Raw genomic sequence first — 15,542 nt, 5'->3', positions numbered from 1 at the left:
CCGGCGTCCCGTATATTACGGTTGCGGCTCCTGAGAAATATAATCATGCAATTCCTTTACGGATTCGGCATCATGTACCGATATTTCAAATATTCGGCTGACTCCCGCCTCTTTAAGATTTTTGCGAGCTCTGGTCACATCGCCACCTAGGTCCATCTTCGTAATAACCCCGATAACTTCTCGATTAAAAGAAGCGGCAAAGTTCGGCGGAAAAATACTTTCCTTTTCATCCGCTTCATTTAAAAACAAGACGATATCTGCATCATAGGCATTCAACAAAATTGCCCGATAATATATGGGATTTTCTACAAATTCACCGGGTGTGTCGATAATCGATCCAATGCGGCCGATGGATTGAGTTTTTCGAGCTTCCGGACTGCCGTACATCAACGTATTGGCCAACGTCGTCTTACCAACTTCCGTACGCCCCACCATGATTACAGTTTTTAACGCTTGGTCCGTCTGTTCCATCTGCTCACCTCCGAATCTGCAGGCCACTAGCACCACTGACATCTATTATACTACAGATTTCCTCTAAATACCTATTAAATAAATGACACTAGCATGAATAACTGACGAATTAATTCATCAGGTACGTGTGATTTGCGTTGGGAAAAATCCTAAAATTTTATCCAAACCTTCCATCACGGCTTTCATAGCCGATTCTACACCGGATACATCACCCGTAATCAATAAGGCACCGGAAAAGCGATCCACAAAGCCCAATTCAATACCTGCAGCCTTAGTCGCAATATCGGCAGCAATAATGGTACCTTCACCGGGAGTAATCGTCAAAATACCGATAGCTCCGCGTTTTTTCTCATCTAACCCCATTTTGCGGAATAATTCCGGCTTTGGATTCGCAATAATATGAGCAATTGTAACCTGTTTGCCGGGTACAAATTCCTGAATAATGCGTTGTTTATTTTCTACAGCGTCTAAAAAATCCATAATACAATCCTTTCTGTGCAAGCCACAGTCCCTTTATAATTGATATACTCAGATTCCTGACATGTTTCAATTAGTCTGGTATGTTTTAATTTGTCGTATATGATCCATCAATTCGTTTGATTAAAACTTTATGATTCATTAGGTAATTACCGCCCTGAGCCTCCTCCGCTCTTTTTATGAGCAGTAATTACCTAACATTACTCACTCCGTATCAGCCTAAGCTGAATACGTTGTATCCCTTTAATACCCATCCTAATTGCGATTCATATACCAACAACCCGCTTAACTAAAATTAATAGCTGGGGAGTTAATGATCTGCGTTTAGGATACTCGTCGTTTTCTTATTTAGGCGCAACAGCCAAGAAGAATAATACGGCTATGGTTGCCCCGATGATAGGTCCGATAACAGGAACCCAGGCGTAACCCCAATTAGCCGTCCCGCGGTTAGGTACCGGTAAGATTGCATAGGCCAAGCGAGGGCCAAAGTCGCGCGCAGGGTTGAGCGCAAAACCGGTGGTAGAACCGAAGGAAAAACCAATGGACGCAACTAACATACCAACGATGAATGGGAATAAACCGTCACTCATTTTGCCGAGACAAAGAATTGCCAATATAAACATAAACGTAGCAATAACTTCGGATAATAAGTTCATGAAGCGGTTATCACTCATCGGGCCGGTGGCAAAAATACCAACTACATTGCCTTCATCCGGACCGGTTTGTTTGAAGTGAGGGAAATAGTGAATCATAGTAATAGCGGAACCAACGAAGCCTCCCAACATTTGGGCTGCCACAACAGGCAATACCTGGTCCCACGGAAAAAGGCCGCCGGCAGCGAAGGAAATAGTAATAGCCGGGTTCAAATGAGCCGGACCGCCGAGTGCTATACCGATATACACGGCAAAGGTTACGGCCAGACCCCAACCAAAAATCAAACTCATCCAATTTGGCGCAAACGCTTTCGCCAACGTATTTTTTAATAAAACCGAGGAGTTAACCCCACTACCAAAAGCCATTAAAACAGCCGTGCCAACAAACTCACTAATCAGGATCTGTGTATCCATACGCGACTCCTTACATGATCATTAATAATAGATTTTCCAGATCGTCCTTCGAGGCGGCATATGGATTTGTCTGATAGGTCATATCCTGTAATGCTTTATCCGCCATAATAGAAACTTTCTGTCTTGCCTCCTGTGCCGAAACGTTGGCTGCCGCACTGATATTGAGCGGACATTCAACGGTTCTTGCAAGTTGTAAGATAGCTTTAACTAACGCGACTAAAGCATCTCTCTTGTCTGTACCGTTATCTGCAAAGCCGAGCTTCTTTGCTAGCTGTACATATTTCTCATACGCCGTTTCACTATGAAAGGCGTTAAACATAACGACTCTGGCGATAAGCATCGCATTAGCCAAACCATGAGGAATGTGGAATTGACCGCCCAGCTGATGCGCTAAGGCGTGGGTAATACCGAGTCCGGCTCGGTTAAAAGCGAGCCCCGCCATGCAGGATGCTTCATGCATCCCCATGCGGTCTTCTTCCGTAGCTCCCGGTGCAAAACACTTAGGCAGGTATTCGAATACCAACTCCAAGGCTTTTTCGGCGAGGGCATCCGTAAAATTATTAGCCCCCGTCGAAACTATGGCTTCAATAGCATGAACCAACACGTCCATCCCGCTGTAGGCCGTTACTTTAGGTGGTGCCGTTTTGACAAAAAGCGGCGTTAAAATCGCTTCTTGCGGCAATAAGCTTTCATCTAATATAGGATATTTTGTCTGTGAAGTAGGATCCGTAATAACGGCAAATGACGTTACTTCGGAACCGGTGCCGCTGGTGGTCGGAATTACCGTAAAATAACGTACCCCGCTATACCCCATATGACGGGCAAAGTACAATACGGCTTTAGTCAAATCGATGGCCGAACCGCCACCAATGGCAATAACTACTGTAGGTTGTAGTTTCTGAATGAATTCCACCCCTTTAACCACATGGCTGATAGGCGGATCCGGCACAACGTCCGTATAAATGCTCACCTCGTTCTGTGGGCGGAGCTCATTCAAAATATAGTTTAAGTTTTCTGTTCCTTCTAAAAACGGATCACACACAACCAAGATCCGCTCTTGCCGAAATTGCTTCAATCGTAAGAGGGAATCATGGCCGGCAAAGATTTTAGTAGGAAATGTCCATTGATTCATAGCTGCCTCCTAACGAATTTGGAAGCCTGTAGTCAAGCAGCAACGACGGCGACGTGCAAAGTGACGGGCCGATGTAGTTGCTTCACCGGTTGGTGTGGCAATCGTAAAGGTGGTTGTACCTTCGCCGTTGTAACCGAGACCTGCATAGGATGGACCATTTTTAACGAAAATGGACGTTTTCATAGCACGTGCCATTTTGTTAAGGCGTTCCAAGTTAAGCGAATGCATGGTTGCCGTATGATGTAAACCGGCTTCTAAGAAGAGGCAAGTTGCCAAACCGTCTTCGAAGTTTTCTACCGTTACAATCGGTAAAATCGGCATCAACATTTCAATCGTAGCAAACGGATGATGTTTGTCGGTTTTCATGATGATGAGGCGTGGGTCGCCGTCCACTTCAATACCGGCATCACGCAAGATTACGGCGGCATTGCGGCCTACATATTTGCGGCTTGGTGTGCAGTTTTTCTGCAACGTAATATCCAACAATTTTTGGATTTGATCTTCTCTTTCGATAAGAACCGCACCGGCCTTTTTCATTTCTTCAATCAATTCATCGGCGATGGAACGAACGGCTACCACGCTTTTTTCTGCAATGCAGAGAATATTATTATCAAAGCTGGCGCCCATTACGATATCCTGAGCAGCCTGACGAATATTGGCGGTTTCATCAACGAATGCAGGCGGATTGCCGGCACCGGCGCCGATTACCTTCTTGCCGCTGCACAATGCCTGATGTACAACGCCCGGGCCACCGGTTACAACCAATAAAGGAATATCCGGATGTACCATCATTTCCTGAGCCGCTTCAATAGACGGTTCAGCGATAGTAACGATTAAGTTATTAATACCGATAGCATCAGCTACGATTTTATTAAGTTCACTTACGAGCCAACGGGATAACTTTTTAGCCCCCGGATGAACGCTGAAGAAAATTGCGTTGCCTGCCGCTAACATGCCGATAGCATTACAAATCAAAGTTTCACTTGGATTAGTACTTGGCGTAACGGCACCGATAACACCGTACGGGGATAATTCGTATAAAGTCATCCCGTTATCACCGGTTTCACATTCCGTTACCAAGTCTTCTACCCCCGGTGTTTTGTCGAGAGTAAGATTCAATTTAATAATCTTATCTGCTACACGGCCCATACCGGTTTCGTCATAAGTCATCTGAGCCAATTTATTCACTAATGGACGCATGCTCTGACGAATGGCTTCAATGGCTTTACCGCGAGTAGCCAAGGTGCATTCTTCGAATTGAATTTGTGCCTGTTTAGCGGCCGCTACGGCAGCGTTTACAGTGCTGAATACGCCCGGTTCATCAGGTAAGGAACCTTCCGAAGCGCTAACGCCGGTGTCAGTCCCGTTCATAATATTCATAACCATAGAGCGAATCATGCGTTCTAACTCTTGTTTATTTTCCATACTTTGCCTCCATATAATCCATTGCATATTCTCCGATAGTCACATCTTCAGCGACTGTCCCCCCACTAATACCTAAGCCACCTATGAGCTTACCGTTTTGCGTCAGCGGAAAGCCGCCGCCAAATGTAACTAAAGGCCTGGATACCATGGATTCAATCTGATATAAATCAGCCCCGGGCTGAGTGATTTCTTTCAAAGCTTGGGTCTTACATTTTAGAGCCACTGCCGTATAGGCTTTGCCGGCCGAAATTTCGGTACTTACGAGCAACACATCAGCCATGCGATAGGCAAGAACCGGATTACCGTGTACATCCACTACAGTAATAACAACCGGTACGCCCATAGCTTCGCTTTTGGCTGTTGCCCCTTCAAGTAAGCACATGGCCATACGACGCAGTCGTTCTTCTTCATTTATGGGCTTGGTTCCAACCTCGGTATGACTCTTAGCAGGTGAAGCCGCTTCTACTGCCCCATCCAATTTAGCCATAACCTTTGAAGAAACTTCGTCCACATAGAACATGAAGTCTTCCATACGCGCCAGCGTATAGATGCAGTCGGATAACCGGTTTACAAACGCTAACGCTGTCGGTCTAACCGGTTCGCCCTGCCGCAAGCCGTTGAGTTTTCGTTCCGCCCGTCTGCAAACGGTACGGGCCACATGAAGCTCAGCAGCTGCTAAATTATTGCCCTGATATATAAAACTTGTGAGCGGTGGCAATAATTGCGTATAGCGGTCGATGATTGATTCCAGCTCTTTTATATCCGCCTCACTGATGAGGGTGCTGTACTGTGTTAATTTAGCTTGGTCCATCGTCGCTACTTCCGCACAAAGTCTAAATAACAGGCCTTGTAAATTATGTAAAATTTGTTTTGTTTCCGGATACCGCACCAATTTTTCACACACACTTAAGTGCGCATTCAACTCATCAAGGGTGCCATAGGTGTTGACCCGTTCCGAGTTTTTGGCAACGCGAGTACCGTCAAACAGTCCCGTCGTGCCCTTATCGCCCATTTTTGTGTAAATAGCCATGGTGGCCCTCCTATTTATCAAAACTGTCTATAATACCTACGATAGCGCAATCAACAGCGCTATTGATGTCCTGTCCGTCGCCGAATACATGGCGAGCAGAAGAACCGCGGGTCAACAATACGTATTCACCAATCCCGGCACTCACAGTGTCCGCCGCCACTTCATACGAAGGTAACGGTTCCTGATTGCCGTCAACGTATTGTATAATCATCAACTTCAAGCCCACTAAGGACTCGTGTTTTTGTGTCGATACAATACTGCCTATTACTCTACCAGTCTGCATATCGTTTCGTCCCTTCTACACATACAAGTTGGCGGTCGCGCAATTCATCAAGCCCGAGAGCGGTAAATCGCTGACCACGAAATATTAGTATAACGGACTCTTTGTTGCAGGTACGAATCGCCGACGCACTAATGATGCGCTCTTTGAAACTGTATACCTTGCGGCCTTGTTTATCTTTAAAAGTAAACGGCCAGGCTAATATCATCGCCGGATTCCATTGTTGGTTGACACACATATCCGTAACCACCGTCATATCACAACCATAAGCGACAGCTCGGTCGAACCACGTCACTAAAGGACCTTCGATTCGCTCGGTCAGTTCATTTAATTGTGATTGAGTTAAGCCGGTAACCTCCACCCGTTGATGATGCAGCAAGGTGCGTTCCTCAAGCTTGCCGTCGTGAGCCAAATCCACCTGTCCTCGGCTTTCCATTCGCGCCTGCAAGCGTTTGAGTACTGCTGCAATAATTTCGTCCATAACTACCTCATTCCCTGTAAAATTGCCTGTAGCGATGTTTTTTTAACTCTATCAGCACTTCACCTTAGCCATGAAATCCACATTTGAGTTATACACTGCCAAGGGCAATTCCTAAAGGGGTTACAAATTCCGGATATAGAGGCTTTATAACCTCCCGTCCGATGACTTTCTCAAAGGTATCGGCAAAATCAGTAAAATTAGTGGCACCGCCTACGACATATACCGGACCGTTCTTGCGATAGGCCCCGTCCGTCAAGGCTTTATTGGTTATGGTGGCCATTTTTTCGACTACCGGACGAATTACCGGATACACTTCCCGTTCTCTTGAATGATCTCGCTTGAGAAGTTCCGCATCCGCTTGGGAAATTCCATAATTACCGCTCAGCACAAGCGTCATATGAGAACCGCCGGTCGGTTCATCGGCGGTGTAACTCACTTTGCGCCGTTTAATCACGGTAATTCCCGTCGTGCCGCCGCCCACATCGACTACAGCACCATTTACCATATCAAGTACCAAGGCGGCTGCCGTCGGTTCATCATATATGGCGGTTACTTCAAAATCAGCGCCTTCAAGGACATGACTTACCACGTCTTTGTTTTTGCCTAAAGTGCCGGGCGGTACGGCCGCTGCTGCCTTCGTTAAGGAGCAACCCAGTTCCGCTTCGGCTTTTGCTTTTAAACGCCGAGTTATGGTAACTGCCCCCACATAATCTACCACTAAGCCGTCTCTTACGGCCTGCGCGTATTCAAAAGCACCGTATACCGGTTGACCGCCCGCATCAACTACGGCAAGGACGATGGACGATGTGCCAAGATCGACGCCGACCCGTAAGGTATCAGCTTCCTTTTCTGAAATTGTGCGTGTCGCTCCTTCCTCAACGCATTGATTAAAAGCGGCCAATAGTTGATTTACTTCTTCAATACTGCGCATACTTGCCTCCTACCGTACTATTTTCGCCATCGTATGAGCATCCACTTGTGCCGCATTCGCCTCGTCCGTATCTAAATGCATTTCCGTCACATAATCAGGGGAAACGCGAATGATAACATCTTCGAAAACAGTCGTTCGTTCCGGTGTCACAACTCGTACCTTTACGGTATCGCCATTATTTACGCCCAACTTTGGCGCATCATCGGCATTCACATGGATGTGACGCTTGGCGATGATACAGCAAGGAATCGTAATTTGAGCGAATTCCGTTTTTAAGGTAATGGGCACCGCTTTATCAAGCTGACCGGATAACACAATCGGTGGTTTTACGCCCAGCATACGAGCATCAGTTTGTGAAATTTCCACTTGCGATGCTTTGCGAAGCGGTCCCAATAAACGAACTTTACCAATTTCATTCTTTGGACCCACAATAGTTACCACTTGTTCAGCCGCAAATTCACCGGGTTGTTTTAATTGTTTCTTGGACTGTAAGGTCACATGAGGGAATAAACGGTCATAGTCGGCTTGACTGAGATGAATGTGACGATTGGAAATCCCAATTGGGATTTCCGGCGTCTGCACATCTTGGATAATCTGGCGAATCAGCTCTTTTAAAGCATCTTTATCCATCATAGGTTATCCTTTGCTAATTAGTTAATCTGTAATCAGTGTTACTAATTCAAGTGTTTTATAAAAAGCAATGGTCTTATTTAACCAAGATGCTTTCTACATCGCTATGAGGGCGTGGAATTACATGAGTGGATACAACTTCGCCCACTTTAGCAGCTGCTGCGCAACCTGCATCAACAGCAGCTTTAACAGCGCCTACATCACCGCGAACCATTACAGTTACCAAACCGGAACCGATTTTTTCATAACCGGTCAATGTTACGTTAGCTGCTTTTACCATAGCATCGGCTGCTTCAATAGCGCCTACTAAACCTTTTGTTTCTACCATGCCTAATGCATTATTCATTATAAATCCTCCTTTAATGGATCCTGCTTATCTGTAAATCTTGTGTTTCAACCAAAGTGCTTACCTTTTGGGCTATTCTTTTGGTTTTGTAGTTGTTTTAGCTCGACTCGGTCGTTTCTTTGGCGTTGGTTTTACAACCTTCATCAAGGCTTCTTTCGCTGTATCAACGGAAGATTCCGCCTTGGTGCTTGCGGTTGGATTTGTTTTAGACGCCTCAGTTTTGGCAGTTTCAACCGTTTTAACCGGTTCGGCCGTTTTAGCCGGCGCTTTTACCGTCGCCGTAGTCGCTGCTTTTGCCGGTTCCGCTTTAGCGGTTTCAGCCGGCTTAGCTGCTTCACTCGATTTAGCCGGTGTACTCTTCACCGGTTTAGCCGTAGAAGCTGTTGTTTTAGCCTCCGCTTTGGCCGGTACCTTAGCAGGTGTTGCTTTGGCAGGTGCCGCTACTTTAGTAGCCGCTACCGGTTTAGCTTCGGTTTTTTCAGCGGGAGCCGGTGTTTCTTCCCTCACAACGTCCGTTGCCTTAGGGTTTAATACCGGTTTACCGCCACCGCTTAATAGCATTGCATCAATGCCCTCAGCCGGTCTTGGAATTACTTTATGCGCAATGTAATGACGTTCGTGTTTAGCTTGGGCTACCCCGGCCTGTACAGCTGCCTGAACAGCACCTACATCACCGGTTACTTTAACGGTCATCCAACCGCCGCCACGTGCTTTTTCCACGTTCAAAATCGTTACATTAGCTGCTTTCACCATCACGTCAGCCGCTTTAATGGCCGCTGCCAATCCGGCTACTTCCAAGAGTCCTAATGCTTCTTTCAAAATGCCACCTCCAATCCGGGGTCGGTTTTAAAAGGATTGCCTTTTACCAGGCGAGCTGCATTGGCCCCTAACGCTCGCATAGTTTGTTTTGCTTGTTTATAATTACGCAAACGATATATAAATTGATGAGGCGGTAAGTTTTTATAACTCAACACCAAAGTATCAGCACTGCAGCCTACTCCTACGGATAAGGCCGATGCATGAGAGGCTTCATCAGCCATAAGCAATATATCATCGCTTGCGGCACGTGCCTCTAAGCTATAGGGAATTCCTTCTTCTTCAATACCGAACAAGAGATCCTGAATAGTTTCCACTGATACATTGGGGTGGTGATAAATCATAATGGTCGGTTTAGGTGCAATAATAACCTCCATAATTTATCCCCTCCGCTCTTTGGCATACGATAGAATCAAGCCGGTTGCCACCGCATTACGTGCCCCTTCGGTGCCGCGCACATTGCCGCGCCCGGCTACCAAATTGTAGTGAGACAACGCATCCGTTACGAGCTGCGGCACTTCAAAGTCCAAAGCCGAACCGCCTACAATAACTACGAAAGGAATATCACGCACATTGTGCGTTGGGCTTACAGCCCGTAAGGCTCGCAGGGAATTGGTTACAAAAACACGTTCCTTCGCAGTTTGACGAACAATCTTAATTTTTTCCATTGATTGGTCCCCTTCGATAGGAACGAGTCCTTCGTCGGTTACAATTACCGTCTTGGCGAATAAATCGGCCGGTAACGGATCTTTGAAAAATTGCACATTGCCGTCTTCATGGCGGATATGATACACGCTGATTACTTTGGCTAATGGGAATTTCTTAATGCTTTCAGCTAAATGGATATCTTCCAGTCCCAATTCAGAGTTAATCAACATTGTTACCATATTACCGGCTCCGGCTAAGTGAATAGCCGTAACCCGTCCGTCAGGTGACATAATCGAAGCATCGGTAGAACCTGCCCCGAGGTCCAGAATCGCCAACGGCGTTTCCGTACCCGGTGTAGTCAAAGCCCCGAGAATGGCCGATTCAGCTTCCTGACCGCCGATTTCTACAGGGATTTTGAGCTCCCGTTCTACTTCTTTGGCGATAATTTCCATCTGTAAGTGATCCGATTTAACCATGGAGGCAATGCCCACGGCCTGTTCCATAGAGAACTCGCCGGCAAGGCCGCCTTTCACATTAATCGGCACCGATGTATCTACTGCCAGTAAATCTTCAATAAAAACATCATTTGGTGATTTATTGGTTAAGTCCGCCATAGTCTGACGAACTCGTTCCAGCATACCGCCCACATTCGTGCCCGCTTCACCGCATACATTGTCGATGTGGGACACTTGGCCAAGGGTAGCCATAATCTGTTCGGCACCTGCTGAAATATCGATGGATACGGTACGTCCGTCGCCGGATGCCACGATGGAACCGGCTGGGATTACACGTTCTTTGACATCCCCGGCAGGGGTTTTAATAACCACCGCCGAACGATTGCCGATAAGCGCTCTGGCGATAGGTACTATGTTCTTGGTCTCATCCGCTGTCAAGTTGAAAACTGTAGCAATACCGTAAGGATTAGACAATTGGGAAATTACTTTACCCGGTTCTACTACTTCCACTGCAGCCAACATACCAAGCGGTACTTTATCGACATAGGCTACTTCATCAATAATCGGAATCGGCTGCTGCAAACGGTTGGCTACCAGCACGCCGTCATCGGCCTGCAAGATAGCTCCTTTGATGCGATAGCCTTTTGTTACATACGCATTAATCAATTCGGCTACAAGCTGAAAATCTATTTCTTTCGGTACGACTACGATATAGTCATCCGACATAGGTTTATCCAGCAATTGTAGGATATGAGCCGTATAGCCCACACCGATACCAAGACCGCCCGGAGTTTTCGGATTATGCCCAATCATGGTTGATTCGGTAATAATCGTTTCTGTAATCGTCTCCATCGCCACGTCGCCAATAACCGGGGTAGCTTCATTGATACGAATTAAATCGATGTCCTTAAGGGACAGGCCCGTTTTGGCAACCAGTTGACGAAGCGATTCAAAGAGTCCTTGAATATTATCCTTAGTTCCTTTGATCCCGGTCGTATTGGCAATCGCCGATCCGAGAAAACGAACTTCACCGGACTCGTGAATTTCCGCTAACGCTGATTCTGTTGTGGAATTACCTATATCAATACCAACGACTCGCTTCATACACAAAACTCCTAACTCTTAGTTATCACCTTTCAATTTCTTACGTTTTTCATAGTTTTCAGCCGCTTCACGAACGAATTCAGCGCAAATTACAGCACCGTATTCTTTTTCAAGTTCATCAGCCATAGCCAATAATTCCTGTTTGGAGGAACGGTATGGACGAAGAGCATTATACATTTCCAATAAGCGTTTATCGCCTACTTTAGTCATTTCAGCAGCGCGGGAGAAGTTGTATTCAATCTGATCGCGACCGCCGGCTTTAGCGATTTGACCTTGTGCTTTTAAGATTTCAGGGCTGATACGCATATCATCCATAGAAACCTGACCGGCCATAACGGCATCCAAGGTAATATCATCTAAGGAACGATTGCCCACTTTAATCCATTCAGGATGTTTTTTAGCAATTGGGTAATCCGCTACTGTAGCAACGTGTTCGGTTGTGCTTGTCTGAGCTACGGCACTTACCGGAGAAGGGGTTCCCTTTTGCATATCTTCTAAAATTTTGCGAATCATCGCTTCCATATCTTGACTCATAAAGGCCTCCTTATAGGCTTACGCGGCATTCATCAGCCGGTTTACCTTTAACCACTCGTTTTGTTTCCTTAATGTGTAAAAGGGCTGACAACGCTTGATATTTAGGGCGTGCCATTTGATCGTTAAGCGTAGCTACCGGATTAGGGGATTCGCCCTTAGCGTATTTAGCTGCGTTTTTACCGATGGCGCGGTATACTTCTTCCGTAAGCAATGGTGCTTGTGGGAATAATTCCAAGTTGGATAACGGTTGTAAATCACGTTGGTGAATTACGGTAGTACCTTTGGATTGAATACCGATGCAAACGCCGGAACCGGATAAGCGGTCGCCTTCAACGGCTACGGCTGCTACGTCGGACGAACGATATACACGAACTACACGAGCTTTTAAGCCTTCTTCTTCAATACCGGCAACGAGTTGACGGATTACATTGCGATGTGGTACGCCTACGATAGTCGTGCGTTGGCTGCGACCAAATGCAGGACCTACAGCAATAACCACTTCATCAGGTGATGTATGGGCTTCAGCCGGGCCGCCGGTCTGAATCCAAGTATCATCTACGTCCTCTTCTTTAGGACGAGCCGGAGCCGCCGTTTCGGAGGAACCGGCAAAAGTAACAGGCTTGCTGGCGCTACCCATTTCTTTAAGCACTTCCATAATCAGTGCGCGTAAAACTTGCTCATTAACTTCAGCCATATTGATGCCTCCTTAAATATCACGCGGATCGATTGCGTTAGGAATATTTTTAATTACTTCCCAATCTTCGCCTTCCAAACGATAACCTGTGCCAACGCCGGCATAGTCGTTAGGATTGTTAATTGCTGAAATTACATTGAATTTATCGTCAAAAATAGCGGATGTCTGTAAGTAGTCACCGGCAATTTTCTGTTTCAACAAATTAAGAACGCTTTGGGCTAAATCATTGAAGCCGCGTTTAGCAAGACCTTTTACAAAGTCAATACCGGTAACGCCGCGATTCATAAGATCGGCAGCTGCTTTGATGTCAGCTACTTTATCGCGAGGCGGCATATCTTTGGAACCGTTAGCATAAGTAGCAGCTTCTACTTCTTCATCGGTAATAGCCGGTAAGCCGAGTTCAGCGAATAAACCTTGAAGCGCACGAGCTGCTTTATTACGAACAGCTACTACAGCATCTTCCGTAGCCGGTTTCAAACCGCCGTTAACTTTGAGGTCACGCTGAATGATTGTCCAGTCATCATAGTCTTCCGCATCCCAGTTGGAGCCGGCAAACATGTTGTCATAGTTTGGCGTGGAGCTGTAACCGGAACAGATGAAGTCAGTACCAGGGCAGAACTGCATGAGTGTACGAGCCGTACGACGTAAGTCGGAATGACTGAATGTCTGGTCATTACTGGATGCACATTCGAGGTCGAGCATAGCAGCGATCAAGTTTTCTGCCAATACCGCACGAATACCGGAAGGTACAGCTGCCGGAATACCGATACAGCTTACAGAACCGTTTTGGATACCTTGTACGCCGGCGCCTTTAGTAATGTAGAGGCAACGAGTTTCAAGGTATAACATGGATTTACCTTCTGCTTGACCCATCTGAACTTCAGAGCCTGTACCGGAAGTAAAACGCATTTTCAAACCACGGGAAGCATAAGCGGATGCTAAGAATGCTTTCGACCATGGAGTGTCATCACCATCGGTGAATACATCTTCAGTGCCGTATACGGAAATTGTTTCAGCATACGCTGTGAAACCGCGCATACCGAGTTCCAATTCAGTAGCTTCTTCCAAGGAGCATTGAGTCAATACGCCCGGACGACCGGCTTGGGAACCTACCAAGATACTGATAGCGTTAAGCGGTGCATAACGAGCAACCGCTACGGTTGTTTCTTCTTCGGCAAAACCGCGAAGTGCACCTTCAGCCGCATCAGCAGCGATTTGAACCGGGTTATCGTTAACGTTTGTTACGTGAGCCTGGTTAGCCATGGTGCGACGAGCACGCATTTTCTGCATACATTGCATCATTTCAACAACGTTGAAATTACTTACTACTTCAACCATTTTGGCCGGAGTCATGGATTTTGCAAGACTGGCGATTTCGCTGCGAGGTACGGTTGGTGTCAAAATCATGTTGGCGATTTTGCGGGAATCCATAGCCATAACTTCTTCAGCACGTTCCAAGCGGATTGCATAATTAGCAATAAATGTATCAATCAAGTCGAAATCTTCACGACGTTTGCCGTCAAGTTCTACAATTCGACCGTTTTCAATGCGGATACTAGGTTTAGGATCCTGCGGCGATTCCATGGCTATAAAGCCTTCTTCCACCCATTCTTTTACATAACCATCCTGGTTAACAGGGCGTTTGCTTAATACTTCAAAACGTTTTGATCTCATATGTCAAGCTTCCTTTCTATCGAAGTTAAATGTAAGAAGGAGCATCATTTTTAGGTTCGCTACCTAAAGTGCCTAATAATTCTTTACCGATTTCGCGAGCTGTAATAACAGCCTGACGAACTGCACCGGAATCACCGGAGATCTGTAAAATTACTTCGTTGGAGAAGCTTGTGCCGTTTGCAGGAGATGCATAGCCGATAACGTCTACGTTAGCTGCTTTTACAGCCACATCAGCCATTACCACGCCGATAGCTGCCGGAGCACCTACGATAAGGCCGAATGCTTTGCCTTCAGGAGCGCCGAATGCGGTGTTAATAGCATGGCTTGCGCGAGCTGTATATTGTAATTCGATGTGGCCTGCTTCATTAGCGTATACGTCGCCGAAAGTACGTTCAACTTCTTTAAGCGTTACTTCAACGGCACGTTTTACGTCGGAAACGTCGTCGCCACCGAATACGATTAAGGAACCGTGACCGGCGCCGCCTTTAGTGTCGCGCGCGAGTTCGATGCTTACGATTTCAGTGTTGGTAGCTTTTACGGCTTCATCAGCGGCCATAATGTGAGGGCCGGCACCGGTACGAGCACCTACAACACCGATTGAACGATATTTTTTTGTTAATTTCATGGCATCCAATACTTGTTGATCCACGTTAGCGATTACTAAACCGATAGTATCACCAAATTTTGCTGTGCCAATGAATTCTGTTAAACTGCAACTGTTCGCCATAATTTGTTCCGCTCCTTTGCTTTCACTTTGATTCGGGGTGGCTGCCGATAAGTTATCGGCTTTTTGTAAAACGCGTTTCAAAATCTCATCAACCATTTGATCCGTATTACTCATTAAGCTTCACCTTTTTCCTTTAAGATAACGCTTTCCACATCTTTGTGAGGCCGTGGAATTACATGCGTCGAGACAACTTGCCCTACTCGTTCGGCAGCTGCTGCACCGGCATCGACAGATGCTTTTACGGCACCTACATCGCCTCGTACCATAACGGTTACGAGACCGGAACCAATTTTTTCAGTTCCCACGAGGGCTACATTGGCGGCCTTTACCATGGCATCGGCGGCTTCAATAGCACCGACTAAGCCTTTAGTTTCAACCATACCTAGTGCTTCTTGCGACATACAATTCATCTCCTATCTTGGGCGCACATAAAACAAAAAATAAAAATTCAAATATTCACCACATTTTGCGGTTTTCTGTATACGCTAATTATACAAAATACTAGTATTCCATTTTTTAACACATTTTTACGAATTTTGATTTTTTTGTTCTACTTTTAACAATTTTTTGTTATAATTGGTATAACGATTAATCATAAAACCTCAGTAAGTTCTGTGTTT

Annotated in this window: 19 protein-coding genes; all 19 read right to left on the bottom strand. The window is 46.1% G+C overall.

Annotation, left to right across the window (positions count from 1 at the left end; translation table 11 throughout):
• Window positions 1–15 precede the first annotated feature (15 nt).
• A complete protein-coding gene (gene eutP / locus MXE28_RS03570) occupies window positions 16–471 on the bottom strand; it encodes a EutP/PduV family microcompartment system protein (protein WP_021842288.1) in 456 nt (151 codons plus the stop codon).
• Between the two features lie 117 nt (window positions 472–588).
• Window positions 589–951: a BMC domain-containing protein gene (locus tag MXE28_RS03565; RefSeq protein WP_021842289.1), complete on the bottom strand. Its 363-nt coding sequence runs from the start codon at window positions 949–951 to the stop codon at window positions 589–591.
• Window positions 952–1,292: 341 nt separating this feature from the next.
• Entirely contained in the window at window positions 1,293–2,015 is a 723-nt protein-coding gene (locus MXE28_RS03560; protein ID WP_226974417.1) for an MIP/aquaporin family protein, read from the bottom strand.
• Between the two features lie 10 nt (window positions 2,016–2,025).
• On the bottom strand, window positions 2,026–3,147 hold the full coding sequence (locus tag MXE28_RS03555; protein ID WP_226974418.1) for a 1-propanol dehydrogenase PduQ: 1,122 nt from the start codon (window positions 3,145–3,147) through the stop codon (window positions 2,026–2,028).
• Between the two features lie 9 nt (window positions 3,148–3,156).
• Complete coding sequence (locus MXE28_RS03550) at window positions 3,157–4,572, bottom strand: aldehyde dehydrogenase family protein (protein ID WP_226974419.1); 1,416 nt, start codon at window positions 4,570–4,572, stop codon at window positions 3,157–3,159.
• A complete protein-coding gene (locus MXE28_RS03545) occupies window positions 4,562–5,602 on the bottom strand; it encodes a cob(I)yrinic acid a,c-diamide adenosyltransferase (protein ID WP_226974420.1) in 1,041 nt (346 codons plus the stop codon). The genes MXE28_RS03550 and MXE28_RS03545 overlap by 11 nt, the downstream gene beginning before the upstream one ends.
• A gap of 10 nt (window positions 5,603–5,612) precedes the next feature.
• Complete coding sequence (locus MXE28_RS03540; RefSeq protein ID WP_006555514.1) at window positions 5,613–5,885, bottom strand: EutN/CcmL family microcompartment protein; 273 nt, start codon at window positions 5,883–5,885, stop codon at window positions 5,613–5,615.
• Window positions 5,872–6,363: a PduM family microcompartment protein gene (gene pduM / locus MXE28_RS03535; protein WP_226974421.1), complete on the bottom strand. Its 492-nt coding sequence runs from the start codon at window positions 6,361–6,363 to the stop codon at window positions 5,872–5,874. The genes MXE28_RS03540 and pduM overlap by 14 nt, the downstream gene beginning before the upstream one ends.
• Before the next feature lie 88 nt (window positions 6,364–6,451).
• Window positions 6,452–7,294 (bottom strand): ethanolamine utilization protein EutJ, encoded by an 843-nt coding sequence (gene eutJ / locus MXE28_RS03530; protein WP_127057807.1) that lies wholly within the window; start codon window positions 7,292–7,294, stop codon window positions 6,452–6,454.
• A gap of 9 nt (window positions 7,295–7,303) precedes the next feature.
• Window positions 7,304–7,927 carry a phosphate propanoyltransferase gene (pduL, locus tag MXE28_RS03525; RefSeq protein ID WP_226974422.1) on the bottom strand — a complete coding sequence of 208 codons (624 nt, stop codon included), beginning with the start codon at window positions 7,925–7,927 and terminating at the stop codon, window positions 7,304–7,306.
• A gap of 73 nt (window positions 7,928–8,000) precedes the next feature.
• The gene (gene pduA, locus MXE28_RS03520; RefSeq protein ID WP_006555510.1) at window positions 8,001–8,270 is read right to left on the bottom strand and encodes a propanediol utilization microcompartment protein PduA; all 270 of its coding nucleotides are present in this window, start codon (window positions 8,268–8,270) and stop codon (window positions 8,001–8,003) included.
• Between the two features lie 72 nt (window positions 8,271–8,342).
• Complete coding sequence (locus MXE28_RS11515; protein WP_264294481.1) at window positions 8,343–9,089, bottom strand: BMC domain-containing protein; 747 nt, start codon at window positions 9,087–9,089, stop codon at window positions 8,343–8,345.
• A complete protein-coding gene (locus MXE28_RS03510; protein ID WP_021842298.1) occupies window positions 9,086–9,463 on the bottom strand; it encodes a glycerol dehydratase reactivase beta/small subunit family protein in 378 nt (125 codons plus the stop codon). Before MXE28_RS03510 ends, MXE28_RS11515 begins: the two co-directional genes overlap by 4 nt.
• A gap of 3 nt (window positions 9,464–9,466) precedes the next feature.
• Entirely contained in the window at window positions 9,467–11,293 is a 1,827-nt protein-coding gene (locus MXE28_RS03505; RefSeq protein ID WP_021842299.1) for a diol dehydratase reactivase subunit alpha, read from the bottom strand.
• An 18-nt stretch (window positions 11,294–11,311) separates the two neighbouring features.
• Window positions 11,312–11,827 (bottom strand): diol dehydratase small subunit, encoded by a 516-nt coding sequence (locus MXE28_RS03500; protein ID WP_021842300.1) that lies wholly within the window; start codon window positions 11,825–11,827, stop codon window positions 11,312–11,314.
• A 10-nt stretch (window positions 11,828–11,837) separates the two neighbouring features.
• Window positions 11,838–12,521, bottom strand: a complete 684-nt coding sequence (locus tag MXE28_RS03495; protein ID WP_021842301.1) for a propanediol/glycerol family dehydratase medium subunit — start codon at window positions 12,519–12,521, stop codon at window positions 11,838–11,840.
• A 12-nt stretch (window positions 12,522–12,533) separates the two neighbouring features.
• Window positions 12,534–14,195: a propanediol/glycerol family dehydratase large subunit gene (locus MXE28_RS03490; protein WP_021842302.1), complete on the bottom strand. Its 1,662-nt coding sequence runs from the start codon at window positions 14,193–14,195 to the stop codon at window positions 12,534–12,536.
• Between the two features lie 25 nt (window positions 14,196–14,220).
• Window positions 14,221–15,036 (bottom strand): propanediol utilization microcompartment protein PduB, encoded by an 816-nt coding sequence (pduB, locus tag MXE28_RS03485; RefSeq protein WP_021842303.1) that lies wholly within the window; start codon window positions 15,034–15,036, stop codon window positions 14,221–14,223.
• Window positions 15,036–15,323: a BMC domain-containing protein gene (locus MXE28_RS03480; RefSeq protein ID WP_021842304.1), complete on the bottom strand. Its 288-nt coding sequence runs from the start codon at window positions 15,321–15,323 to the stop codon at window positions 15,036–15,038. The genes pduB and MXE28_RS03480 overlap by 1 nt, the downstream gene beginning before the upstream one ends.
• Window positions 15,324–15,542 lie beyond the last annotated feature (219 nt).

Origin of the sequence: Veillonella sp. KGMB01456 (assembly GCF_023051165.1) — a bacterium.
GTDB lineage: Bacteria > Bacillota > Negativicutes > Veillonellales > Veillonellaceae > Veillonella_A.
This window is presented reverse-complemented; position numbering and strand designations above follow the sequence as displayed.

Coding starts and splice junctions, on each gene's coding strand:
- eutP (WP_021842288.1), bottom strand. CDS start 471: ATGGAACAGACGGACCAAGCGTTAAAAACTGTAATCATGGTGGGGCGT.
- MXE28_RS03565 (WP_021842289.1), bottom strand. CDS start 951: ATGGATTTTTTAGACGCTGTAGAAAATAAACAACGCATTATTCAGGAA.
- MXE28_RS03560 (WP_226974417.1), bottom strand. CDS start 2,015: ATGGATACACAGATCCTGATTAGTGAGTTTGTTGGCACGGCTGTTTTA.
- MXE28_RS03555 (WP_226974418.1), bottom strand. CDS start 3,147: ATGAATCAATGGACATTTCCTACTAAAATCTTTGCCGGCCATGATTCC.
- MXE28_RS03550 (WP_226974419.1), bottom strand. CDS start 4,572: ATGGAAAATAAACAAGAGTTAGAACGCATGATTCGCTCTATGGTTATG.
- MXE28_RS03545 (WP_226974420.1), bottom strand. CDS start 5,602: ATGGCTATTTACACAAAAATGGGCGATAAGGGCACGACGGGACTGTTT.
- MXE28_RS03540 (WP_006555514.1), bottom strand. CDS start 5,885: ATGCAGACTGGTAGAGTAATAGGCAGTATTGTATCGACACAAAAACAC.
- pduM (WP_226974421.1), bottom strand. CDS start 6,363: ATGGACGAAATTATTGCAGCAGTACTCAAACGCTTGCAGGCGCGAATG.
- eutJ (WP_127057807.1), bottom strand. CDS start 7,294: ATGCGCAGTATTGAAGAAGTAAATCAACTATTGGCCGCTTTTAATCAA.
- pduL (WP_226974422.1), bottom strand. CDS start 7,927: ATGATGGATAAAGATGCTTTAAAAGAGCTGATTCGCCAGATTATCCAA.
- pduA (WP_006555510.1), bottom strand. CDS start 8,270: ATGAATAATGCATTAGGCATGGTAGAAACAAAAGGTTTAGTAGGCGCT.
- MXE28_RS03510 (WP_021842298.1), bottom strand. CDS start 9,463: ATGGAGGTTATTATTGCACCTAAACCGACCATTATGATTTATCACCAC.
- MXE28_RS03505 (WP_021842299.1), bottom strand. CDS start 11,293: ATGAAGCGAGTCGTTGGTATTGATATAGGTAATTCCACAACAGAATCA.
- MXE28_RS03500 (WP_021842300.1), bottom strand. CDS start 11,827: ATGAGTCAAGATATGGAAGCGATGATTCGCAAAATTTTAGAAGATATG.
- MXE28_RS03495 (WP_021842301.1), bottom strand. CDS start 12,521: ATGGCTGAAGTTAATGAGCAAGTTTTACGCGCACTGATTATGGAAGTG.
- MXE28_RS03490 (WP_021842302.1), bottom strand. CDS start 14,195: ATGAGATCAAAACGTTTTGAAGTATTAAGCAAACGCCCTGTTAACCAG.
- pduB (WP_021842303.1), bottom strand. CDS start 15,036: ATGAGTAATACGGATCAAATGGTTGATGAGATTTTGAAACGCGTTTTA.
- MXE28_RS03480 (WP_021842304.1), bottom strand. CDS start 15,323: ATGTCGCAAGAAGCACTAGGTATGGTTGAAACTAAAGGCTTAGTCGGT.